A 22,007-nucleotide genomic window follows, 5' to 3' on the forward strand; every position below is an offset into this window, starting at 1 on the left:
ATGAGTTTGTGAAGGGAAGAGAGAGATAAAAAAAAAGAGGGAGAAAGGATGGAAAAGCGGGGAGGGCAACGTTTGGTATGAGGGGAGAGAGACGGGAAGGGGAAAAATTGGTGGAGGGGGAGGGGGGGGGGGGGGGGGGGGGGGTAATAGCGACAAATGCAATATTTTGAATACTGCATATCGAACATCGCGCATAAATTTTCTTCAAAGATTTTCCAACAATATTTACTTTTTTTGCCATTTAGCACCAATTCCTTGCAAAATCATTCAATTTTACCACGTAAAATAATATTTTGTTATTATGCAAATGTATCTTTTTATAAAATATAACATAAATTCCCCACAACTTTCTGAAAAAATAGTATTTTCTCTGAAAAATGCATAAAATGGAGAAAAAAAATGAAATTTGAAACTGTTATAGGATTGGAAATTCACGCGCAGTTGAAAACCAAAACGAAAATTTTCTGCGGCTGTCAGACATCTTTCGGCGACGAGCCCAACACTCACACTTGTCCTTGTTGTTTAGGCTTACCGGGCGGATTGCCTGTATTGAACATAGAGGTCGTAAAAAAAGCAATTCGCGCAGGACTTGCGACAAATCATACTATCCGTAAAGAAAGCGTTTTTGAGCGGAAAAACTATTTTTATCCCGATTTGCCGCACGGCTATCAGGTCTCGCAGTATTTAAAACCGATTTGCGAAAACGGATATTTGGATATTGTTGCAGACGGCGCAGAAAAACGCATAGGAATTACGCGAATACACCTCGAAGAAGACGCGGGCAAACTCATCCACGACCAAGACATCGACTCGCTTTTTGACGCAAACCGCAGTAGCGCGGCGCTTATAGAAATAGTAAGCGAGCCCGATATGCGAAGCAGTGAAGAAGCGTATCAGTATTTGGCGGGAATAAAGAAGATTTTGCAATACTTGGACGTTTGCGACTGCAATATGGAAGAGGGAAGCCTGCGTTGCGACGCGAACGTGTCAATACGCCCCGTCGGCGAAAGTAAACTCGGCACAAAAGCCGAACTCAAAAATATGAACAGCTTTTCTAACGTAAAAAAAGCGATAGATTACGAAGTGGCGCGCCAAACCGAACTTATAGAAAACGGCGGAAAAGTTATTCAGCAGACATTCCTTTGGGAGCCGAACAAAAACATAACCATCCCAATGCGAAGCAAAGAAACGGCGGACGATTACCGCTATTTCCCCAACCCCGATTTGAGCACGCTGGTTGTCGAAGACGAAATGATAGAAGAGCAAAGAAATTCTCTGCCCGAACTTCCGAAAGCAAAAGAAAAGCGTTTTGCCGAACAATATTCATTAGACAACGACGCAATCGCCGTCTTAACGGAAACAATCGAAATCGCCGACTACTACGAAAAAGTCGCAAAATTCTGCGGCAGTGCAAAAGCAGCAAGCGGTTGGATTTTGACAGACATTCGCAAAATTATGAACGATAAACAATGCAAATTAAGCGAAGTTAATGTAAGCGCCGAAAAACTTGCAGAAATAATAAACTTGGTGCAAAGCGACAAAATTTCGGCAAGCGCAGGAAAAAAAATCCTTGCGGCTGTCCAAGAAACAGGCAAAGAGCCTAACGCGCTCATCGAAGAATTGGGCTTGGCGCAAGTAAGCGACAGCGGAGAATTACAAGCAATTATGGAAAAAATATTTGCGGACAATCCCGCGGAAGTCGAACGCTTCAAAGGCGGCGATAATAAACTTATGTCGTTCTTTGTAGGGCAAGCGATGAAAGCTAGCCAAGGAAAAGCAAATCCGAAAGAGATAAACAGGATTGTCGGAGAATTGGTGAAATAACCGGAAATATTTTTTATGAAACATTGGTGTTTTGCGGGCGACCGAGGCGGTCGCCCCTACATTATCTTCTGCCTTGTGCTCCCGCTCTTACCGCCATCAATTCGGTTAAACTGCTTGCGTTGTCGGTATCCATAGCCGAGATTATTCTGCTTCTTTGACGGTCGTCCGTCATTGCCAAAAGAATGTCCACGCGTAAATCTTCCGAAAGCGTTTCCATTATTTGCGCGGCTTCGGCAGGGCGCATTGCCTGATAAATTCGCGCCAAATCGGCAACCCGTCTTGCGGCGCCTGAGTTTTGACGCTCTATCTGATTTTCTATTGCCGTCTCAAAACGCGACCTTTCATTAGATACTCTTTCTCTTTCGGCTGTAATTTGTTTTCTTTGAGCTTCCAATTCTTCAATCAGAAACTGCATTCTTTCCTGCTCGCGAGCCATTCTTTCGCGCTCGGCGGCAAGTTCCTCTATTGATTGCATATTCGCGTGAAAAGAGTAGGCTTGTTCTACAATAAGAGAATCGCGGCGAGCGTCGCCTCTTTGCTGACGGGCAACATTAGAAACTTCAATCATTCGCGCCAAATCGTTTTCAAAAACCAATCGCGCATTACCTGTCGCCAAAAGCATTACAAGCCACATAAGCGGAAACGAAAGTATCATTACTACCGCGCCGACTATTATTAAATCTTGTGTTTTCATATTGTTGTCCTCTCTTTTTTTATGAGACAAGGCGTGGCGCTCCTATCTCTAATTCCTCTTTTTATTAGACAAGGCATGCCTTGTCTCTACTTTAGGCTTCTTATACGTTCTTCGGGTGATACCAGAGAAATAATTCTTACACCAAAGTTTTCGTCTATAACTACAACTTCGCCCTTTGCAACAACCTTGTTATTTACAAGCAAATCAACGGGCTCACCCGCAAATCTTTCTAATTCAACAAGCGCTCCGGGCGCCAAGTCCAAGACTTTTTTAATTGCGATATTCGTTTTGCCGAGCTCTATTGTTACTTCGAGTTCTACGTCCAAAAGCATATCCACGTTTATTTTGGGCGCTTTGGAAGAGAACATATTTATAGGCGCAGAGCCGCCTGTGGAAACACCGCCGCTTAACGACGAAGCCGCAGGTGCCGCCGCCGAAGAAGAAGAACTGCCGCCACCTGAACTTGCAGGTTTCGCCTCTTCTTTTGGCGCCAACGCTTCAACAAGCGTATCATCGGGCGACACCAGCAAAGCAATCGGCGCTTGTGTGCCTTCTATGGTTATGTTGCAAAAAGCCGTAAAATCGCCTTCCAAAACTTCGCCGCCTACGCTGTCCATAATTGCGGCTGTGTCCGAACTTACCGAAGAACCGAGTTTTGCGCCCAATTCCGTAGCGAAAGCCCCTGAAATCTGACCGAAAAATTCACTCATCGCATCTTTGCAATCGTCGGTATAAGGCGCTGTACCATCGCCGCCTACCATAAAGTCGGACATAATTCCGCATCCTTCTTGCGAAACTATACAACGCATATTTCCGGAACATCCGCCCGAAAATGGAACGTCCGCCAAAAGATATTTTGCACTGACTTTTTCTGTAATTGCCGAAACTCGCGCATTATCTACATACTCGATTTCTACGTTTACGGTGCGACCCAAAGTTGCATTCGCCACCGATTTTACGTGTTCGATGTACATATTCAATATGTTTGTCGCAATTTCGCCCTTATTTATACTTGGCGCTGTGTCTTCGCTTGTAAGCCCGAGCAGTGCGTCAATATCGTCTTGTGAAAGAAAATCAGACATAATCAATCCTCCAAATCTTCGTCGTGTTCAACTGTCATTACATCATCGTCATCGTCATCATCACTATCGCTTTCGTGATCGTTGGGCTGTGGGTTTCGGTATTTACTGTATCTTTTTGTCACGCCCGGCACTTCCGGCTCTATAATTTCCGTAATTCTTATCGCTTTTTTACGACCGACGACGCCGCTTTTTCCAAGCATTTTACTTTTTCCGCCTATCTGTACGATTAAATCTTCGTCTTTTTGTTTGTCGAGGCAAATAATGTCGTCTTTTTCGAGCTGTAAAAGGTCGCGAACGGTAAGTTTTGTCTGACCTATAAGAACAGAAAGCGGAACTTGCAACTCCTGTATTTCCTCTTCCATAGTTCTGCGTGTTTCAGCCGTCGTCTGAACTTTCGTCGTAATCCAGCTTTCCGAAGTCATATATGTAAACAAGCGCTCAATAATCTTGTGCGGGAAACACATACTCATCATACCCATTGATTTTGAGATTTGCACTTCAAAAGTAATAAGAATAACCGTTTCGTTGGGCGGCGCAATCTGAATAAACATCGGATTTGTCTCAAAATTCGTGATTTTCGGCGAGAAATCCCCCATGTGTTCCCACGAATTCGCCAAATCGTCAAGCCCACGCGAAACTATATTTCTTATAACGTTCTGCACTATCGGAGTTAGTTCGTTGCTTGTTGCAAACGGTTTTCCAAAGCCCCCGAAGAGTCTGTCTATGATAAGGAAAACGAGCGAGGGGTTTATCTCAAATATAGCAGTATTTTCAATCGGTTCCATTCTGAAAAGGTGAATACAGCTCGGATTGGAAATCGACATAATAAATTCGGAATAAGTAAACTGCTCAACCGACGCAACCCGAATTTCCACAAGTGTGCGCAAGTAGTTTGTAAGCGTATTGGAAAATTGACGGGCGTACGACTCATAAAGGTTTTCCAAAATACGCATTTGATCTTTGGAAACACGATCGGGACGGCGGAAGTCATAAGTGTTAAGCCTTTTTTCACTTAAATCTTCTTCGTCTTCGGCGGCATTGTAATCGTAAAGCCACGAAACAAAACTGTCGGGAGATGGCGCAAAAACATTACTTTCTTCGCCTGCTAAAGCAAGGTGTGCGCTCGGAGAAACAGGAGACACCGAAACCTCGGAACCCGCAGAAGAAGCCTCCGACAAAATATCGCCGCCGTCGGCAACTGCCGTTAAGAGCGCATCGATTTCGTCTTGTGATAAAATTTCACTCATTTTGTCCTCCCTGTTTATTAGACAAGGCGCGCCTTGTCTCTACGTATTACCGCTTTATTGAACGAGAAACTCCTCAATATAAACGTTCGATAATCTGCCGATATTTGCAGGCGCTATTACCGAATTTATTTCAGTCAAAAGCATAGAGCGAATATGGTCTCTTATACCGGGATTAGTCGCTTCTTCAAATGACAAAGTGGACAAATAATCGTGCACTTTGCTTCGAATTTGCGTTTCTATTCCCAAAAGCCCCGACTGAATTCTGGCGTTCGCTCTGTCGGTATTATCGGTAGCAAGCGCAAGCCGCACTCTCATAAAATTCATCCCCTGCGTTCCTGCAATGCTCACGGTTGTTTCCATATTAAATACTATAGCCTCGTGCATAGGATTTATCTTTTTTACAGCTTCGGGATGATTGATTTCGTCCCAACCTGCTCCGCCGCCGCTGGGAAGCGCAAATTGCACAAGCACAAACGCCACTAACGCCTGAACCACCAAAAGCACCGCTATAACTACAACAATATTAGGACCCGACTTCGGTTTGGGCGCCTCTTTAACTTTTTTTTCTCTTTCCTCTTGTTCTTCCGACATTTTACTACTCCTTCAAAAGGTTTTTGTGTTTATATTCAAAAGTTGTGCCAAACATAAAAAAATATGTTTTTCTTAATTTTTGATTATCGTTTATCAAGATATTCTATATATACTTCAATCCGCCTGTTTTCGCGCCTTCCCGCCTCTGTAGCGTTAGAAGCGACAGGACGGAACTCGCCGTAGCCTACTGCCGAAAGACGTGAAGGGGCAACGCCGTTTTGGTATAAATATCTCAGAACGGCTACTGCTCTGGCGGCAGATAATTCCCAGTTGGAAGGAAATCTTGCTGTTCTTATGGGGACATTATCGGTATGTCCCTCAACGCGGACTTCGCGGTCGGGCATATCATTGGCTATTCTGGTGATTTCTTGCAAAATTGTGGAAAAGTCGGCGTGTAATCTGTCGCTTCCGGGGTCAAAACTTACCCTGTCCGATATTCTTATGGCAATTCCCGAGTCGGTCACTTCAACTTTAACCGCATCCTGCAAGTTTTCGCGTTGTGCAACTTCTCTGATACGCATTGCGGCGTCGGCGGCAATGCGTTTGTTTTGTGCGTCTCCGCCAAGTCGCGGACGTATTACTTCTTGATGTATCGGAACTGTCGGCAAGCTTGTCATAACACCGTTAAACGCCTGTTGAAAAGAACTTGCCGCCAAATCGAATTTACCCGGATCCACGGTAGAAAGCGCGAAAAGCAAAACAAAGAAACACACAAGAAGCGCCATCAAATCGCTGTACGATGTCATCCATTCTGCTATTTTTTGTTTACAGGGAGGACATTTTTGCTCTTCTATATTTTCTTCAGGCATATCCCCTCCTATCGCTGTTTAATAACCTTTGTCCTGTTTATGGGGTCAAGACACGCGGCGAGTTTTTGTTCTACAATTCTTGGGTTATCGCCCGCGACAATCGACATAATTCCTTCTATCATTATGTTTTTTATCAGCATTTCTTTTTTGGTTTTTTCGGAAAGTGCGTTTGCCAAAGGGGTGAAGACGCAGTTCGACAAAATAGCGCCGTAAAGAGACGTAATAATCGCAATAGCCATATTAGGACCCAAACTTTCGATGTCGGTTAGGTTTCCAAGCATCAAAACAAGACCTACGAACGTTCCTATCATTCCCATAGCGGGAGCAAGACCTGACATATATTCAAAAAGTTTTACGTAGTCTTCGTGGCGCGCTTCTATTCCTGTTAGTTCGGTTTTCATAATGTCGCGAATAAGCCCTGCCTCGGTGCCGTCAACTGCGAGGTTAAGCCCGCGTTTAAGGAATTCGTCGGGGATTTTGTTTGCGCCGCTCTCTAATGCCAAAATACCTTCTTTACGCGCCTTTTCCGCAAAATCCACCAACGTTTTTATAGTTCCGATGGGGTCGCCTTTTTCGCCTCCGATTGCCTGCGCCAGAACCGACGGAATTTTAATGGTTTTAGCCAACGGAAAAGAAGCAAACCCGCCCGCAAATGTTCCCAATATCACAATCTGAATTGAGGGAATGTCGAAAAAAGCGCCTAATGCCGCAGGTCCTGTTGTTCCCATCATAGCCATAATGACCAAGGCAAGCATCGTAACTATTCCGACGATTGTCGCTATATTCATTGTTCTTCCTCACTTTTCTTATTGACTACTCTCAGCGTTCCGCCACAGTTTTTTCGGTATTCCACCGCCATTTGAACAACTTCGTCCACGCTGTTTTTCACTACATAAAAGTTTCCTGTATAGAGTTTTATCTTCGTGTCCGGATTTGCCTCTACAGCCTCTATTAAGTCGGCGTTGAGTATGAATTCCTGACCGTTCAATTTCCGTAAAACTATCACCAAAACACTCCTTTTGCGAAACAAATCCGTGAGAATATAATTTTTGCCGCAAATCGATGGGGGATTTTTTTTTGTTTTATATATATAAAATTTAACAATATCCCCAAAATGTAGGGGCAGGATGTAGGGGCGGGTTTCAAACCCGCCCTGTTTCAAAACCGGTGTATAAGGGCGGGTTTGAAACCCGCCCCTACAAATCACCGTCAATTATCTTACCAAATTCACCAATTCTTGCAAAAGCGAATCCGAAGTCGATATAATTCTCGCGTTCGATTGATAACCGCGCTGAGTTTTAATCAAATCCGTAAATTCCGCCGCCAAATCCACGTTCGACATTTCGAGCGCACCCGGTTTAATCGAGGATTTTGACGATGAGCCGGCTCTCAAAAGTACGCCGTTTCCGCTGTTATGCGATTCCGCCCACATACTGTCGCCTGTTCTCAAAAGTCCTGCGGGGTTTTGGAATTCAGCAACCAAAATCTGCGCCAAAGTTCTTGAGATACCACTCGAATAGAGCCCGTTTATTTCGCCTGTTTCCGTAATGGAAATGTCGAGCAGTTGTCCCATCGGATAGCCGTCCTGTGCTACGATTGCGGTTGTTGTCGGGCTTTCAAACTGGGTTATTCCCAAGTGCGAGCCTGCAAAGCCTACGTTTAATCTTATTGCCATTTCGCCCGAATCGTTGCGCGGGTCAAATCTGAAATCCGTGCTACCGTCGGCGAATTCCAACGAAGCAGGGCTTCCGTCGGGTGCAAAACTGAGGCGTCCGTGATTTCCGCTCAAAATCAGCTGTCCTTCGCGAGGCGTGATTTCCCAAAGCCATTCACCGGGAATTCCCGAATGCGTAAAGGTCATCATAAGAGTATGCGAGGCTCCCGTGTTGTCAAATACTTCTATGGAAGTCGAATGCACTTCTACATCTCTGTTCGCCTGAAACTGCGTTCCGTTCATATTGGCGTTAAATGCCGATGGCGGAGGAGTGTTCGGAGTAGCATTAGTTGCATTTATGGAAAGTCCCGTTATTGAAAATGCCGAACCGACTTGTCCGCGAATTACCAAACTTCCGACGGGCGCGCGCAAATCGCCGTCCGCCGCGTTGTTAATTTGAAGAGAACGAACTTCTTCTCCGCTGTCTGTCGGTACCAAATCGGGCAAGCGAAGTCGTGTTTGCATATAGAACATCAAATCCCCTATTGTTGTTGCAGGACCTACGGAACCGGCAGTAATACCGCCGTCAGAAAACATAAGTCCGCCGTCAGCACAAGGAGGTAAAGCAGTATTACCGACATTTGCATTAACCCTTATCTGGTCGCCGTTTTCCAAACCAAGTCCGCGTCCGTTTGAATCGCGCACCAAATGCAACGGAGTATCTTCATTGGCAGCGGTAAGTAAACCTCCGATAGATGTGTGAGTAGCACCTGCAAGAGCGTCGGGCCACTGAAACACGTTCGCCACAAAACCGTCCGAAGTAGGTCTTGTAATGTTTCTTACGGCAAGGTTTGTCACATCACTAATTCCAGCTGTGTTGCCAACGCCACTTATTTCCAATCTGCCGTCAGGGGTAATATCTACTACCACTGGTGCTCCTCCCGTTGCAATTTCAATCGCCCGCCTCAAATCCTCAAGCGTTGCTACTGTGCCGTCGGTAGGGTCAGGAGCAGGGGTGGAATTGTAAGCAACAACTCTGAATGTTTGATCCACAGTTGTACCGGTTGCATCTGTAAATGCTACACGAAGCTCATCGTTTTCCCTAATATTAAGCGAATTTCCGTTATGGTCAAAAAGTCCTGTTAAAAGAGTGTTTTCACGACCTGCCGTCGTATCAAGTTCGTGCGAAGTAAAGAACGAAGCCGTGTGTATCCAGCTTCCGCGTCCCATACCGTTTGCGTTAAGATTACAAGCAAAAGTAATTTCTTCCGTTGCACGCGCGGGCAATTTGTCCGTAAACGGAATTTTAATAGGACCGGGAAGCGCTGAGCCGCGTATTACTCCGCTGCTGTCTGCAGTAAGTCCGAGCAAGTTCATTCCGTTTGTGGGAGATACCAAATATCCTTGTGCGTTTAATTGCAATGCGCCGTTTCTGCTGTAAAATGTGCCGCCGCGTCCGTTAGTGAAAGCAAAAAAACCGCGTCCTTCAATAGCCAAGTCGGTAATTTGACCTGTGCTTTGAAGCGAGCCTTGTTCCATAATGCTGTCTATGGAGCCTACCGCCATTCCGAGACCTACTTGCATAGGGTTAACTCCGCCGTGGTCTCCTACGGGTCGTTGCGCTCCGCGAAGCATTTGTGTAAACCCTTCTTTCATTGTTATTCTCTGCGACTTAAACGCAGTTGTATTAACGTTTGCAATGTTGTGGGACGTTACGTCCATCATAAGTTGGTGGTTTCTTAAACCCGAAACACCTGTGTAAAGTGACCTAACCATAATAATACCTTCTTTCTTTGTTTTAGCTGCACGAAAAAAATCAGTCGTTCATTTTTCCGTATGTCTCCAAACCGTTTTAGGTTTTAGGTCCGACATTAAATTATTGCAGCCGAATCAATATTAGTAAAAACGTTTTCCTTAAAATTTTCACCGTCAATTGCGGTGATTACCGTTCTGCTCGGGACATTCACGATAAATGCGGACTTATCGCCGAATATCAGAGCGTCTCTTCCGCCCTTTAAAGCAACATCTCTTACCGCTTGGTTGAGTTTTTGCTTTAATTCTTCACAAATTTCAATTCCCCTGCTCTTAATCCTGTTTTCCGCGTGAGCCGAGAATTTTAATTCCTGCGGGACTACCTTGTCTTTCAGTAAATCGCCGAAATTTAATCCCGTGCCGCGATATTGCTGAATTTTTGTTTGTAGTAGGTCCGGCGACACTCCCGCTAATTGGTCGCTGACCTTTTTTACGTCCATATATACCTCCTTGTTTTATTTCCTAAGCCGAATTTTCACTGTCTTCTTCTTGATTTTTCGGAGCAGTCAATGACAAAATTTTCGTAGCATCCACTTCTACTCTTCCGTTTGCTGTTTGAACTACCATAATCGGCACGCCGTTTTTATTTGTGATACCTGTTATGGTTCCGCTTTGGAAAAGTCTTGCACCATTGCCCGAAACTTCTATTGTGTATCTGTCGGAACCGCTGTAGCTTCTTGTCGGCATTTCAAATTCTCCGTTTGAGCTTAATTGCGTAGCCAATACCGTTTGACGATGGACTTCTCTGCCCGCAGAATCTCTAACAATAACCTGTGTTGAGGGAGCGCCTCCCAAATCTATTTGGAATTTAACTTCACCATTCGGACGCGGCTCATATCCGATAGTCTCTTCCCTGAGAATTCTCGTTTCAAATCCGATAAGCGCCAACGCCTGTCCCATACTTAAAGAAGACGACGTCGAACCACCGTTTGACACGCTGGGATGTTTCACTTCCAAAATATCGCCTATCGGAAGCTCCACGCCCGAAACTCGTATCATTGTTCCTTGGTTTGTGTATCGAATACCTGTCACAAAATCTTCTACAAAAGTATAAAGCGACTCGTCGTCGTGTTGTCCTTCAATCATCAAATTATACGTACCGCTCGGAACTCTCTGTCCTCTGTCGTCTGTTCCGTCCCAAGTAAATCTTACCGTATTTGTGTCGTCTTTTCCTTCCAGTCTTATTGTTCTCACAACTTCCAAATCACTGTTTACAATGGTCAAAATCGCATTTGAACGCTCGCCGATATGCGCGCTGAATTCTCTGGGACCATCGTTTCGGCTATGCTCAAAAGTGTTCTGGCGAAGACGAACTTCTTTTCCGACAAGCGATACTGCCGCCGCGTTCGTTGTGGACTGCGAGTTAAACGTCTGCAAATCCATAGATTCGCCAAATCTCTGCGCCATTTCTTCCATAGATTGTTGCATAGAAGTCGTGCTTTCGAGCTGTGAAAACTGTGCTAACTGTGCCACAAAATCCGTGTTTTCCATAGGAGAAAGCGGGTCTTGATACTGCAACTGAGTGGTCAGCAGTGTTAAAAAATCCAACTGCCCCATACCCGCTTGCGCCGCAAAAAGTCCGCTTGTACGGTCGCCCGTCATTCGCGTGGTGCTGATTGACCCGCCGTCGCGGTCAATCGAAGCCGTAATCGAATGCGCTTCCGTTTGCCTCATAAGTGAGTTAAGTGTTTGTGATACCATATCCCCTCCTTTAATTTCTCTTTAAGTTTCAGGCAAAATATTCGAATGAATTTGTGCCGAAACGTCTTCCCGTATCCATACCCCATTCAAACGCGTCGTCCGTCATAACGCCTTCTTCGGCGTTAAATCCCTTTGCATTCTGAGCGCGCAATTTTGCGTTGTGCAAACGCTCCTGCAAATCACGTGCGTCGTCATTGCCTACATTTACATCGAGCGTGCCTGCCGCCAAATCCTGCTTTGCAAGCGCGTCTCTGAGCTGTTGCAAATTCTGCTCGACAATCGCTTTCACCTGCAAATTATCAACATTCATAATCGCCGAAACTTTGTTTCCCTCAACCTGTATTCTGAGACGAACTTCGCCGAGTTTTTCGGGGGTAAGCGTAATTGTTATTTCGTGTGTTCCATTAGATAGGCGAATGCCGTTTTTGTTAATTGCATTAAGAAGCGTTCTTTGAACTTGCTCTATAATTTCCTTATCAAAAAGTTTCGCAAATCTCGGAGAAACCGTAGATATTTCGCCCGAATCGCTGAATTTTTGCGTTTCAAGCATTACTCCGTCAAGCGCTACGGGAGAAGCTATATTTCCCTCGTTAGCGCGAACAGTCGCCGCTTTCATTGAAGATACAAATTCGTTTTTAAGCACTTCTTCCGCAGTCATTGCTTGCTTAGCTTCTGCTTTCGCCTGTTTTTTCGCAACAGTTTGCGTTAAATCTGCAACTGCAGGTTTTGTTTCGCCGTTTTCTTTTCCGCTTTCTTTTGTTTTTGCTTTTACTTCTGCTACTACTTCGGGCTTAATTTCTGCCTTTGCTTCGGTCTCAACTTCAGATTTGAACACTGTTTTGAACACTGTTTTAATCGCTGATTGAATTTCAGATTTATCTGTTTTCGCCTTTTCGCTTGTTGGAGCAGTCGTTTCGTCAATTTTCGGCATTTTGTCTTTTGCGATTTCTTTTTTAAGCTCGCTTAATGCCTCTATGACCGGCGCTTTTGTTGCGGTTGAACCCGAAGCAACATCTACAACAACTTTTTCAGCGGTTGCCGAGCCTGTCGAAGCGTTCGCATTTTCTATTTTTGTTTTGGCATCGCTCATCATATCTTTCAACTGTTCTACGAGCGCTTTAAGTTCGCTTACCTGCGTTTTTATTAAATCTTGAGGTTGCAACAAAATATTATCTATGGTTTTCGGCAAAATTTGTTGCGCGGGCGTTCTGCTTTGTAAATCCGCCGCAAAATGCAAATTTTTATCCGCTTCGACACTCGGATTTATTTTCACCGCCTGTTCTGCAAGAGCCTGACTTATCCCCAACTGCGCAAAACTTAATTCGAGTTTCAACAATTCTTGCTGTAAATATTTCCCCATTTCAAGCGCTTGTTTGGGGCTGAAAATTTGACCGTTATTTCCTACTTCTTTACCGTCAAGCCCTGACTGCAAAAACGCGTCGGCTATTTGCTTAAACACAAACAAAACTTGCGCCAAATTCGCGACTATTTCTTCGGGCACTTTTTCGCCGTCGTGATAAACCATAGGTAATTCAGTATTAATTTTAAGATTAAGCATTTCGCTGACCGTGCGCAGAATTGCTTCAATATTTTCGATGGCGTCCATTCTTATATCGAAACCCAAATCCTCTATGCCTGCCAAATTCACAGCGGCAAAAGACGAATTTGCGTTTTCGATTTCCACATCAAAATTTGTTTGCGGAGCGACGAGCGCAAAAGTTTCATTTGAAACGTTTTCTTGCAATAATTGTTGTACAAGCGCGTATTCTTCGCCGGTTATAAAATCTATATGCTTGTTCATTTCCGCATCGGCTTGCGGATTTACCGCGTTTGCTTGACGACGTTCTCTGAAGCGCAACGCCTCTTCTCTCGGAGCGTCGGGAGCGCTCGCTCTTCTTGCCCGAACGGTTTGAAGCGCTTGCTGAAATCTTTCGCCGTCGTCCGAACCTAAGTTTTCCGCTCTTCTGTTTTTATGAGTGCTAACCGTTCTGCTTTCTGCAACAGACTCAAAAAATCCATTTCTTTTTTCCGCTTGCTGTACCATACCATTCCCTCCACCAAAACGTTTACGCGTTTATATTTGGAATTGGTATGCAATTTGTATGCCAGCTGTCTGTTTAATGAGGCAGTGAAAAGAATTACAAATTACGAATTACGGATTACGAATTTTTTTGCCGAGTGAGTTGGGAAATTATTGCCGAGTGCCTTGCGGAATAATAAAAAGGGTCAAGATAAGCATAAATTATATTCAGAAAGAATAAGCAAATTTAAAGAAAATGGCGTTGTTTAGCCTTTTTTCTCTGCCTGTATAAAATATATCCTCGTTTGGTCTCAGTGTAAATTTCTCATACGCGGCTGTCCACATTCTGTAGCCAAAAGAAAAACCGAAATTTAGTATTTCAAAACCTGCCGCCGGACTAAAATAAAAGCTCGGATAACGTCCTATCTCGGAACTTCGGGCTATAGCAATTCCAATATCGGCATCAATAACAGGTACAATCAAGCCTCTTCCTATATGAAGTATTGGTCTTACGTATATCGGAACGAGGCGCTCTGTTGTATTAAAAAGAATATCTTCGTTAAAACGCCCTTGCATAATAAGCGAATCAAATATTCCGAAAATAGTTTCATCTGATAATTCGTCATAAAATATACCGTTTGTTCTTGCGGAAAGCACTCTATGGATACCGAAGCCGAGAGCAATGGAAAAATGTCTGTTTATTGCTGAGCCCAAAAAAACATTAAACGCCCGAGTGTTTACTCCGTAATCCCCCAGCCCTGCGGCAAGTCCGAATTCCAGTCCGACAAAAGGAGAAAGTTGTTCGATTATTTCGCTGTTTACTTCGTTGTCAGAAACTCTGCTGAAAGTAGTCATACCGATTCCGTCTCTTCTTATAGCTCTTGCGTGTGCGGACATTGTGCCTGATACGCTGTTATTGGATATTGTAGATTGCTCTGCCGAAGAAAAAAGCCCGCCTGTCGGAAATGAAGAGCCGGGCGATGCTGTAATGTTTCCGTCAAAAGAGCTGTTTTTTATCGTAGTTCGAGAAGCAGAAAACACCAATCCGCCAACACTTCGACCTATCACATTAGCAGAAACATTAACGTTATCCAGCGTAGAATTTCTACTGCGCAGTGCAACGGTTGTTTGGATAAATTGCCCTGAAACATTAAGATTTCTAATTTCTGCGTTTCTTATTATGCCAAATAAAGGGACTTGCCCCAATCCTTTTATAGAATGCCCGTTTCCTTCAAATATCCCGCGAAATTCAACGCGTGTAATATTATGCATCGGTAATGTTCCCGGCTCAAAGGCAAGATCATTTTTAAGATGAATTTCCTTTCCGGCAAAGGTATTCCTTTCAATAAAAAGCAACCGCAGAAACTCAAGAAAGTCGTTGGGATAGTGAATTTCTAAGATTGTATGCCCTGCCGAAAATTGCTCCCGAAAACCTCCGCGCTCGTTTACCGTCGGTGCTATTTCCGTTATGATTTCCGTTTCAATTACAGGCTCGATTTCGTCCGCAAAGCAAATTCCGATTGAAAAAAATACTGCGAGCATCGTTATTTTTGATTTGAGCATAAATTATCTCCTTTTTCATTCTTTACATTCCCTACAATTTCTCGACCTCTTCAACCGAAAACCCTGTCATTTTTGCAATTTTTTATAATAGCCGATTATCTGCCCCCGAAACCGAGCGAAATACCTGCAATCCACTCTAATTCAACGCTGGTTTCGTAGCGGTTTATTGCGGCGGAAATGTCAAAATCAATTAAGCGGGTGTCTATCCCGATACCGAAATTGAATATATTGTAATCAGCAAGGATAGTTTTTCCGCCGCGCAATGCTAAAAAGTCGATTGGCGAAATTTCAATACCCAGAGGAATTTGTATGCGTCGTCCGAAGTTTTTTGCTCTCCCCTCTTGCGGGTCGTATAAATGCCAATACAGCAAATCGGTTGCAAAGCCGTATCTGACAGACCTTATTTTTCGGGAATAATGCGCGCCACCCCTAATTGTTGTCGGAAGTTCTTCGCCGCTCCCCCACCGTTCTCTTCCGTCGTCTTCGTTAATCATCGGAGTTGTTATTCCGAAATTGTTGAACGCAAGCCCAAGCCGTAAATCGTTGTCGAGCAATTTCCACAAAAAGCCCGCGTTCATAATAAATGCGTATGCGGCTTCGTCCAAAAATTTGTCGAACGCAAAGCCTGCGCTTATTGCCCAATCGAATGTCGGAGTACGACGAACACCAACCGCAAGCGACACTTGACTAAACTGCCAAGCCGCCGACAAATCACCGGGTTGAGGCGGCGCTTCAGGAAAAATATCCCTGATAAAAATATTGGAAATCGTGTGATTTTGCGCCGAAAGCGCCATAAAAACAGTCCGCACGGGCACAAATATTTCAAAGCGATTTATGTTTAAATCAGTGTGTGTTATTCGCCACAGATGTTCAAAAGAAATTCGGTAATTAGTATCGAGCGCGTAATTTGCAGGGTTTGAATAGAGCGCAAAATTTGACCCAATCGCCGCCCCAACGCCGCCCATCGCCGTCCTTTCCGCTGATGACGAAATCGCCAAAAGCTGAAATCCGCTCCTTGCCGCCCAGTCGTTTACCGTGGCAAATGAACTTACGATTGTACATATAATAATAAATATAATCCTTCTCATTCGCCGCTCCAAATCAAATCTGCGATTTCGCTTCGCAGGTGGTTTATTTGGTCGCGGTTGGGTTTTCTTGTCGGATAACTGTAATCCGTAAGAAGCGCAAATCCGCTTCTTTTTTTCCTGTCGCCGACAATTACCGAGCCGGTAAAGCCTGTTTTTCCGAATGTGTTTTCGCCACGCAAAGTTCCCATATATTGCTGATTTAATTCAAAGCCCAAAGCCGCGCTGTCGTTTATTTTTTCGTCGAGATGATTTTTTATTGCAAAATCCAAAAAGCCCGTCGAAAACAGACCGCGTTCCTCCGTCAAAATTTCTTTCAGATAACGCTGTAAATCGGGGACGGTCGAAAAAATTCCCGCCGCTCCGGGGATTATTATTTCGTTTAGTTTCCACGAACTTTCGTCGTGAATTTCGCCTTGTATCATTCTTCCGCGCCATTGGTCGATTTCGGTCGGAACAATTTTTGCTTTTAATTCGGCACTTGGGCGAAACTGCGTATCTCGCATTCCAAGCGCTGAAAAAATCTCTTGTTCGGCAATAACATCAAGCGAATTTTCAAAAATCGCCTCAACAACGCGTGCAAGAATTATAGATGTGGCATTGCAATAATAATACGACGTTCCCGCAGGCTTTTTGAGCTCTGCCGTCATAATTGCGCGGTAAATCTCTATTGCGTCTTTGTGTTTCAGTTCGGAGAGCGCAAAATCAAAATCAAGCGTTTGCGTCAAAAGGTGTTTCAGGCAAATTTCGCTTCGACTTGGACTGTGATATTCGGGCAAAAGCTCGGTAATCGGCGTTGAAAGCGATACTTTTTTCCTGTCGAGCGCAAGCAAAGCAAGTGTCGAAACAGGAACGGTTTTAGTCAAGGAAGCAACATCAAAAATACTGTCTTGCGAGACAGCAAATTCCGAAATAGTTCCTTTTGCCGCTGTCCCCAAGGCTATCGGCTCTATAATTTCGCCCGTCTTTATTATCCCCAAAACGGCGCAGTTAAACACGCCGTCGGCAATAGCCCTTTCAAGGATTTTTTTCGCCTCGCTTCGCATAATCGGCGACCCTTATCCCAAATACTCCAAAACGATTTTCAGCATTCTGCGCAGTGGTTCTGCCGCGCCCCAAAGCAACTGGTCGCCTACCGTAAACGCGTTCAGATAAGTATCGCCCATACGCATTTTGCGCACTCGTCCTACAGGCACGGTCAAAGTTCCCGTAATTGCGGCAGGGGTCAATTCTTTCAGCGTAATTTCTTTAACGTTCGGGACAAATTTCACCCAATCGTTGTGTGTGGAAATTATGTTTTCGATGTCGTTCAGCGGTAAGTTTTTGTTCAGTTTTATGGTAAGTCCTTGGCTGTGGCAACGCATTGCGCCAATTCGCACGCAAGTACCGTCAACGGGAATTTTATTGTCGGTTTTACCCAAGATTTTATTGGTTTCTACAAAACCTTTCCATTCTTCTTTGGACTGTCCTGCAAATTCGTCGTATGGTTTGTCTATCCACGGAATTAAGGCTCCCGCAAGAGGCGCGCCGAAGTTTTCGGTCGGATTTTCGGGCGAAATCATCGCTTGAGAAATGCTTTTGTCCAAAGCAAGAATTGCACTCGACGGTGTTTTAAGGTAAGGGTCGGCGACATTTCCGAGATATTGCATCTGAGCAAGAAGTTCGCGCATATTTTGAGCTCCCGCGCCGCTTGCCGCCTGATAAGTCATCGAACTGACCCACTCGACAAGCCCCTGCTCAAAAAGTCCGCCGATTGCCATAAGCATAAGCGAAACCGTGCAGTTTCCGCCGATAAAATCCTTTTTGCCGTTTGCAAGCGCGTTATCAATAACTTTTCTGTTTACGGGGTCAAGACAAATAACCGCATTTTCGTTCATACGCAAAGTTGACGCCGCGTCTATCCAATACCCTTTCCAGCCACTTTCTCTGAGTTTTCCGTAAACTTCGGTCGTGTAATCGCCGCCTTGGCAAGAAAGAATTATATCCATCGCCGAGAGTTCTTTTATATCGTAAGCCGAAAGCAAATCGGGTGTATCTATACCAACTTTCGGAGCGGGAAGCCCAACTTGTGAAGTGGTAAAAAACTGCACCGAATATGCGCCGTTAAAATCTTTTTCGGTTATCATTCTTTCCATAAGAACAGAGCCGACCATTCCGCGCCAACCGACAAAACCTACTTTTTTCATTATCTTTTTATCCTCTTAATCTTTGTTTAACTTTTTTATTTACGCCGCGCTAAACGCCAATTCGCCTTTAGCCACTAAAACGCCGTCAACTTTTGAAACCGCCTCAACCATCGCCATACCGCCGACCGCCGTAATTATTTTTACCTCAGTCTCAATGGTGTCCCCCGGAACAACGGGCTTTCTGAACGCCATATTTTTGACTTTCCCTAAATAATAAACCTTGCTCGTGTCAAGCGCACCTGCAGATTTAGAAAGCAGAAAACAAGCCGCCTGCGCCATGTGCTCCGTAATCAAAACACCGGGGAAAATCGGCTCTCCGGGGAAATGTCCCTGAAAAAGCCCTTCGTTTATCGACACGTTTTTTCTTGCGACGACCCGCGTATTTTCTTCAAATTCCGTAATTCTGTCAATCAAAAGAAACGGGAAACGATGAGGCACATACTGCATAATCGTCTTAATGTCGAAAAGTCCATTCATTTTTTACTCCTTATTTTTTGTAATATTTTGTCTGAAAAATACTATTTGGGTGCTTGCCGCACGGGCTTTTTTTCATTTATATTTGTATTTTAGTGAGAGGCAACCGTTGCCCGACTGTCGCCTTTGTTGTCCGTAAGAAAAAATACCGCCCCCGCAAGAGAGCCGATAACCCCTGCAATCGCCGCCAAAAACTGCATAACTGTCGCCTGTTGCGCGTCAAATCCCGCCGCCGCAAATATCGCTCCCGCAATCGCAGGAATTACCCCGAAAGGCAACGGCACAAGCATTAAAATCGCGGTAATCGGGATAATTATAAAAAAGTAGTGAGCTGTGTTGAACGCAAAAACTCCGATGGCGGCGGCGCAAAAAATATGCGCGCAAATCCTAAGCCCCTGAATTAAAAACGACAGTCCGAAAATCCGCCGAAACATTCTGAGGTCAGCCTTGCGTTTTTTGTCCAGATAAACAGACGAAACAATATTTTCTATTTTTTTTGCAATATTCGACTGAGGAAATTTAAGCAATATTTTTGAAAACAATTTTTGCACTCGTTTGGAAAAAAGCACAAAGCAAACCGCTATCAAAACCAGTAAAAAGAACAGCAATATAAGCATTGCCGTATGCAAATACTCGCCACTGTACGACTTTAGTCCAAGCATAATTACCGCGCCGACAACAGCAAAAATCGACAAAACCGCAAGCCCTGCAAATCTATCCAAAAACGTTGCCGCAAAACCCGATTTCGCCTGTTTTTTCTTTTTGTACAAAACTGCCACTTTAAATGAGTCGCCTGCAATCGTTCCAAATATAAAATTGTTGAAAAACGTACCCGTGTAATAAAGTTTTAGGGTCTCGAATTTGCCCATACGCAACCCTCGATTTCTCAGAATAATCCCCCATTGCCACGCCCCGATAAAAATGGACAAAACTTGCAAAAAAATTGCACCGAAAAACCAACGAAAATCCGCTCCTGCAAGCGTTTGAGAAATTTGCGAAAAACCAAAAGTGCGGTCAATCCACAGGAAAACCAAGCCCGTTATGGCAAGTTTCAGCACAAAAACGAGAACTTTTTTCACTGTCTCAGCACTCCCGGGGTGCCTAACCAAGCCCTGCCTAAGTCATCTACAAGCGCGGTATCTGTCGAAAGTCGCCAATTTCCGCCGAAATTATTGTATTTCGGGTCGGCGACAAGTTCTTTCAGCACCCACGAACGCCGTCCTGTCGAAGCAGTCTGAGCCCAACCCGAATTTGCGTTATTGTTAAAATAAATAACATAGTCGAGCAACTCGCCATCACCGTAAAGAAGCAGTGTCGCGGCTGTCGAAACCAAAGCGAGATTTCCTGTAATATCGATATTATCCCAAAAATTCGGAGCGGTATGATGTCCGAAAACAAACGTACTCATAGGAGGCATAACAACATTGCGCGCCGTTATGGACAGCGTGCTTGAAGCAATAGCCACCAAGCGTAATTCGTTAAAAGCAACAACGCTTTCGGAAAGATTGCCCACTTCCACAAAATCGGCATCTTCCGACCCGTTTACACAAAATTCCGTTATCAAAACTCCAATGTTTTTCTCGGCGGGTAAAACGTTATTTATGTCGGTAAAAGCGGTAAAAACCGTGTTATACGGGCTACGAATACTAATGCTGACCCGCATATCGTCTCTTTGCAAAAACGAAAGTTCTCCGTAAACATCTTCCTGTCTGAGCGTAAAATTTGCAGTATCCCAATCAATATAGAACGTCCCGTCCGTTCGTTGTACTCTTATGGAAAGCGTTCCCGTAGCGCCGTAAGGAACTCGATTGAGCGCGATATAAGTTTGCGTTGCCCTCGGCACATCTGTCGAAAACTTACCCGAATCGGAATCAAACTCCATAAAAAAGCGACTGATATTCGACGGAACCGCCGCAAATTGTACGATAATAGACCCAACTCTCGGCTTCAAACTTAATATTACATTTGTATTGGCGTTCGTTTCAACAAAAACCGCTTGCGTATCGGGAGCGTGAATAATATAACCTTGGGCGTCTTGCGTCCAAGCAATTACCCTATATTCTTTTTGAGCGGGAATATTGGCAAAACCGCACAATATTAAATCCTGCGAAGGAGTGATAACAGTATCTCGAACAATCGCGTCCATATCGTCCAAAACGCGCAAAAATATCCTGTTGTAAGTGGTGGCGCGCGATTGTCTGTCGTTTCCGTCGTCGGGAAAAGCCGCTAAAACCGCAACGTTTATGCTACCGTTTTTGGCAAGCAATTCATCGTCGCTACAAGATAAAAATATTGCAAAAATAGTAAAACAGGCAACAACAAACAGTTTTTTCAGCATTAGATTTCTCCGCAAAAGCAAATTTAAGTGTAAATTTTCAAGGTGAAAATAATAAATTATATTGCAAGAATGAGCGATTAAATGATTTTGAAGGTATTTTCTCCCTATTTCACCCCTGAAATAATTTATTTTTAAGGATGTAATCTAAAGGCAAAGGAGGCGGTTTTATAGAAAATTCAGCAGAAAAAATTAAAAATCTTGCATTATCTTTAAATTTTGACGACTGCGGAATTGCAAAAACAAGCGAAATCCGCGGATTTTACCGTGAACATTTCGATAATTGGCTGAAGAACGGCTACAACGCTCAAATGCAGTGGATAGAAAAAAACATAGAAATTCGTTTTAACCCAGCCCTTTTACTTGAAAACGCGAAAACCGCGATTGTCGTTCTGCAAAATTACAATATTACGCCAAAAGAAACACCAAACGGTAAAATCGCAAGATGTAAATCGCTTGAAAAAGATTATCACATTACAATAAAAAGCAAACTAAATATGCTGTCCGAAAAAATTGCAGAATTTCTGCCCGAAGCAAAATTTCGCCCCTGTGTCGATAGCGCGCCGATACTCGAAAAATACTGGGCGCAAGAGGCAGGGCTCGGCGTTATCGGAAAAAACACGCTTTTTATTTCCGACAAAATCGGCTCTTTGTGCAACATCGGAATTTTACTTACAGACATAGAATTACCCGCCGACGAAAAACCGTCGCAAACAAAAAACTTCTGCAAAGACTGCGACAGATGTATAAATTCCTGTCCTACAAAAGCGCTCGTTTCGCCTTACGCACTAAATTGCAACAGGTGCATTTCGTATCAGACTATCCACAAAGCCGACCCGAACTTCGATTTTCACGGCTGGGATTTAGGATGTGATATTTGCCAAGAGGTCTGTCCGAGGAATAGAATACTGCTTAGCGCAAATAAGTAAT

General features: G+C 44.2%; 21 protein-coding genes. 2 read left to right on the top strand and 19 right to left on the bottom strand.

Features of this window, described 5'->3' with window-relative positions:
- A partial coding sequence (locus tag FWE23_07680) for a hypothetical protein (GenBank protein ID MCL2845311.1) occupies positions 1–241 on the bottom strand: 241 nt, incomplete at its 3' end.
- Positions 242–399: 158 nt separating this feature from the next.
- On the opposite strand from FWE23_07680, the gene gatB reads away from it, so the two are divergent.
- Positions 400–1,824: an Asp-tRNA(Asn)/Glu-tRNA(Gln) amidotransferase subunit GatB gene (gene gatB, locus FWE23_07685; protein ID MCL2845312.1), complete on the top strand. Its 1,425-nt coding sequence runs from the start codon at positions 400–402 to the stop codon at positions 1,822–1,824.
- 61 nt (positions 1,825–1,885) lie between these two features.
- On the opposite strand, the gene FWE23_07690 is transcribed toward gatB, so the two are convergent.
- The 18 genes from FWE23_07690 to FWE23_07775 all read right to left on the bottom strand — a co-directional run bounded on the left by FWE23_07690 (position 1,886) and on the right by FWE23_07775 (position 21,080).
- Positions 1,886–2,518, bottom strand: coding sequence for a hypothetical protein (locus tag FWE23_07690; protein MCL2845313.1), 633 nt, complete (start codon positions 2,516–2,518; stop codon positions 1,886–1,888).
- A gap of 86 nt (positions 2,519–2,604) precedes the next feature.
- The gene (gene fliN / locus FWE23_07695; GenBank protein ID MCL2845314.1) at positions 2,605–3,600 is read right to left on the bottom strand and encodes a flagellar motor switch protein FliN; all 996 of its coding nucleotides are present in this window, start codon (positions 3,598–3,600) and stop codon (positions 2,605–2,607) included.
- 2 nt (positions 3,601–3,602) lie between these two features.
- Entirely contained in the window at positions 3,603–4,847 is a 1,245-nt protein-coding gene (gene fliM / locus FWE23_07700; GenBank protein ID MCL2845315.1) for a flagellar motor switch protein FliM, read from the bottom strand.
- Between the two features lie 54 nt (positions 4,848–4,901).
- Positions 4,902–5,438, bottom strand: coding sequence for a flagellar basal body-associated FliL family protein (locus FWE23_07705; GenBank protein MCL2845316.1), 537 nt, complete (start codon positions 5,436–5,438; stop codon positions 4,902–4,904).
- An 83-nt stretch (positions 5,439–5,521) separates the two neighbouring features.
- Positions 5,522–6,247: a flagellar motor protein MotB gene (locus tag FWE23_07710; GenBank protein ID MCL2845317.1), complete on the bottom strand. Its 726-nt coding sequence runs from the start codon at positions 6,245–6,247 to the stop codon at positions 5,522–5,524.
- 8 nt (positions 6,248–6,255) lie between these two features.
- Positions 6,256–7,035, bottom strand: coding sequence for a MotA/TolQ/ExbB proton channel family protein (locus FWE23_07715; protein MCL2845318.1), 780 nt, complete (start codon positions 7,033–7,035; stop codon positions 6,256–6,258).
- Positions 7,032–7,253 (bottom strand): flagellar FlbD family protein, encoded by a 222-nt coding sequence (locus FWE23_07720; protein MCL2845319.1) that lies wholly within the window; start codon positions 7,251–7,253, stop codon positions 7,032–7,034. The genes FWE23_07715 and FWE23_07720 overlap by 4 nt, the downstream gene beginning before the upstream one ends.
- A gap of 207 nt (positions 7,254–7,460) precedes the next feature.
- Complete coding sequence (locus tag FWE23_07725; protein MCL2845320.1) at positions 7,461–9,677, bottom strand: flagellar hook-basal body complex protein; 2,217 nt, start codon at positions 9,675–9,677, stop codon at positions 7,461–7,463.
- A 95-nt stretch (positions 9,678–9,772) separates the two neighbouring features.
- A complete protein-coding gene (locus FWE23_07730) occupies positions 9,773–10,153 on the bottom strand; it encodes a hypothetical protein (GenBank protein MCL2845321.1) in 381 nt (126 codons plus the stop codon).
- 22 nt (positions 10,154–10,175) lie between these two features.
- On the bottom strand, positions 10,176–11,414 hold the full coding sequence (locus tag FWE23_07735; GenBank protein ID MCL2845322.1) for a flagellar hook assembly protein FlgD: 1,239 nt from the start codon (positions 11,412–11,414) through the stop codon (positions 10,176–10,178).
- A 28-nt stretch (positions 11,415–11,442) separates the two neighbouring features.
- Entirely contained in the window at positions 11,443–13,458 is a 2,016-nt protein-coding gene (locus FWE23_07740; protein MCL2845323.1) for a flagellar hook-length control protein FliK, read from the bottom strand.
- A 204-nt stretch (positions 13,459–13,662) separates the two neighbouring features.
- The gene (locus FWE23_07745) at positions 13,663–14,997 is read right to left on the bottom strand and encodes a hypothetical protein (GenBank protein ID MCL2845324.1); all 1,335 of its coding nucleotides are present in this window, start codon (positions 14,995–14,997) and stop codon (positions 13,663–13,665) included.
- A gap of 95 nt (positions 14,998–15,092) precedes the next feature.
- Entirely contained in the window at positions 15,093–16,085 is a 993-nt protein-coding gene (locus FWE23_07750; GenBank protein MCL2845325.1) for a hypothetical protein, read from the bottom strand.
- Positions 16,082–17,128, bottom strand: a complete 1,047-nt coding sequence (locus tag FWE23_07755; GenBank protein ID MCL2845326.1) for a beta-lactamase family protein — start codon at positions 17,126–17,128, stop codon at positions 16,082–16,084. The genes FWE23_07750 and FWE23_07755 overlap by 4 nt, the downstream gene beginning before the upstream one ends.
- A gap of 12 nt (positions 17,129–17,140) precedes the next feature.
- The gene (gene asd / locus FWE23_07760; protein ID MCL2845327.1) at positions 17,141–18,268 is read right to left on the bottom strand and encodes an aspartate-semialdehyde dehydrogenase; all 1,128 of its coding nucleotides are present in this window, start codon (positions 18,266–18,268) and stop codon (positions 17,141–17,143) included.
- A 39-nt stretch (positions 18,269–18,307) separates the two neighbouring features.
- Positions 18,308–18,745, bottom strand: coding sequence for a 3-hydroxyacyl-ACP dehydratase FabZ (gene fabZ, locus FWE23_07765; protein MCL2845328.1), 438 nt, complete (start codon positions 18,743–18,745; stop codon positions 18,308–18,310).
- Between the two features lie 89 nt (positions 18,746–18,834).
- Entirely contained in the window at positions 18,835–19,821 is a 987-nt protein-coding gene (locus FWE23_07770; protein MCL2845329.1) for a flippase-like domain-containing protein, read from the bottom strand.
- Complete coding sequence (locus FWE23_07775; protein ID MCL2845330.1) at positions 19,818–21,080, bottom strand: hypothetical protein; 1,263 nt, start codon at positions 21,078–21,080, stop codon at positions 19,818–19,820. The genes FWE23_07770 and FWE23_07775 overlap by 4 nt, the downstream gene beginning before the upstream one ends.
- Before the next feature lie 248 nt (positions 21,081–21,328).
- Between FWE23_07775 and FWE23_07780 the strand changes: the two genes are divergently transcribed.
- The gene (locus FWE23_07780; GenBank protein ID MCL2845331.1) at positions 21,329–22,006 is read left to right on the top strand and encodes a DUF1730 domain-containing protein; all 678 of its coding nucleotides are present in this window, start codon (positions 21,329–21,331) and stop codon (positions 22,004–22,006) included.
- The last annotated feature ends 1 nt before the right edge of the window (position 22,007 follow it).

This window comes from Chitinivibrionia bacterium, from assembly GCA_009779925.1.
Lineage (GTDB): Bacteria > Fibrobacterota > Chitinivibrionia > Chitinivibrionales > Chitinivibrionaceae > WRFX01.

What these genes read in the sequence shown, in the direction of transcription:
- gatB (MCL2845312.1), top strand. Translation starts at nt 400, where the DNA reads ATGAAATTTGAAACTGTTATAGGATTGGAAATTCACGCGCAGTTGAAA.
- FWE23_07690 (MCL2845313.1), bottom strand. Translation starts at nt 2,518, where the DNA reads ATGAAAACACAAGATTTAATAATAGTCGGCGCGGTAGTAATGATACTT.
- fliN (MCL2845314.1), bottom strand. Translation starts at nt 3,600, where the DNA reads ATGTCTGATTTTCTTTCACAAGACGATATTGACGCACTGCTCGGGCTT.
- fliM (MCL2845315.1), bottom strand. Translation starts at nt 4,847, where the DNA reads ATGAGTGAAATTTTATCACAAGACGAAATCGATGCGCTCTTAACGGCA.
- FWE23_07705 (MCL2845316.1), bottom strand. Translation starts at nt 5,438, where the DNA reads ATGTCGGAAGAACAAGAGGAAAGAGAAAAAAAAGTTAAAGAGGCGCCC.
- FWE23_07710 (MCL2845317.1), bottom strand. Translation starts at nt 6,247, where the DNA reads ATGCCTGAAGAAAATATAGAAGAGCAAAAATGTCCTCCCTGTAAACAA.
- FWE23_07715 (MCL2845318.1), bottom strand. Translation starts at nt 7,035, where the DNA reads ATGAATATAGCGACAATCGTCGGAATAGTTACGATGCTTGCCTTGGTC.
- FWE23_07725 (MCL2845320.1), bottom strand. Translation starts at nt 9,677, where the DNA reads ATGGTTAGGTCACTTTACACAGGTGTTTCGGGTTTAAGAAACCACCAA.
- FWE23_07730 (MCL2845321.1), bottom strand. Translation starts at nt 10,153, where the DNA reads ATGGACGTAAAAAAGGTCAGCGACCAATTAGCGGGAGTGTCGCCGGAC.
- FWE23_07735 (MCL2845322.1), bottom strand. Translation starts at nt 11,414, where the DNA reads ATGGTATCACAAACACTTAACTCACTTATGAGGCAAACGGAAGCGCAT.
- FWE23_07740 (MCL2845323.1), bottom strand. Translation starts at nt 13,458, where the DNA reads ATGGTACAGCAAGCGGAAAAAAGAAATGGATTTTTTGAGTCTGTTGCA.
- FWE23_07745 (MCL2845324.1), bottom strand. Translation starts at nt 14,997, where the DNA reads ATGCTCAAATCAAAAATAACGATGCTCGCAGTATTTTTTTCAATCGGA.
- FWE23_07750 (MCL2845325.1), bottom strand. Translation starts at nt 16,085, where the DNA reads ATGAGAAGGATTATATTTATTATTATATGTACAATCGTAAGTTCATTT.
- FWE23_07755 (MCL2845326.1), bottom strand. Translation starts at nt 17,128, where the DNA reads ATGCGAAGCGAGGCGAAAAAAATCCTTGAAAGGGCTATTGCCGACGGC.
- asd (MCL2845327.1), bottom strand. Translation starts at nt 18,268, where the DNA reads ATGAAAAAAGTAGGTTTTGTCGGTTGGCGCGGAATGGTCGGCTCTGTT.
- fabZ (MCL2845328.1), bottom strand. Translation starts at nt 18,745, where the DNA reads ATGAATGGACTTTTCGACATTAAGACGATTATGCAGTATGTGCCTCAT.
- FWE23_07775 (MCL2845330.1), bottom strand. Translation starts at nt 21,080, where the DNA reads ATGCTGAAAAAACTGTTTGTTGTTGCCTGTTTTACTATTTTTGCAATA.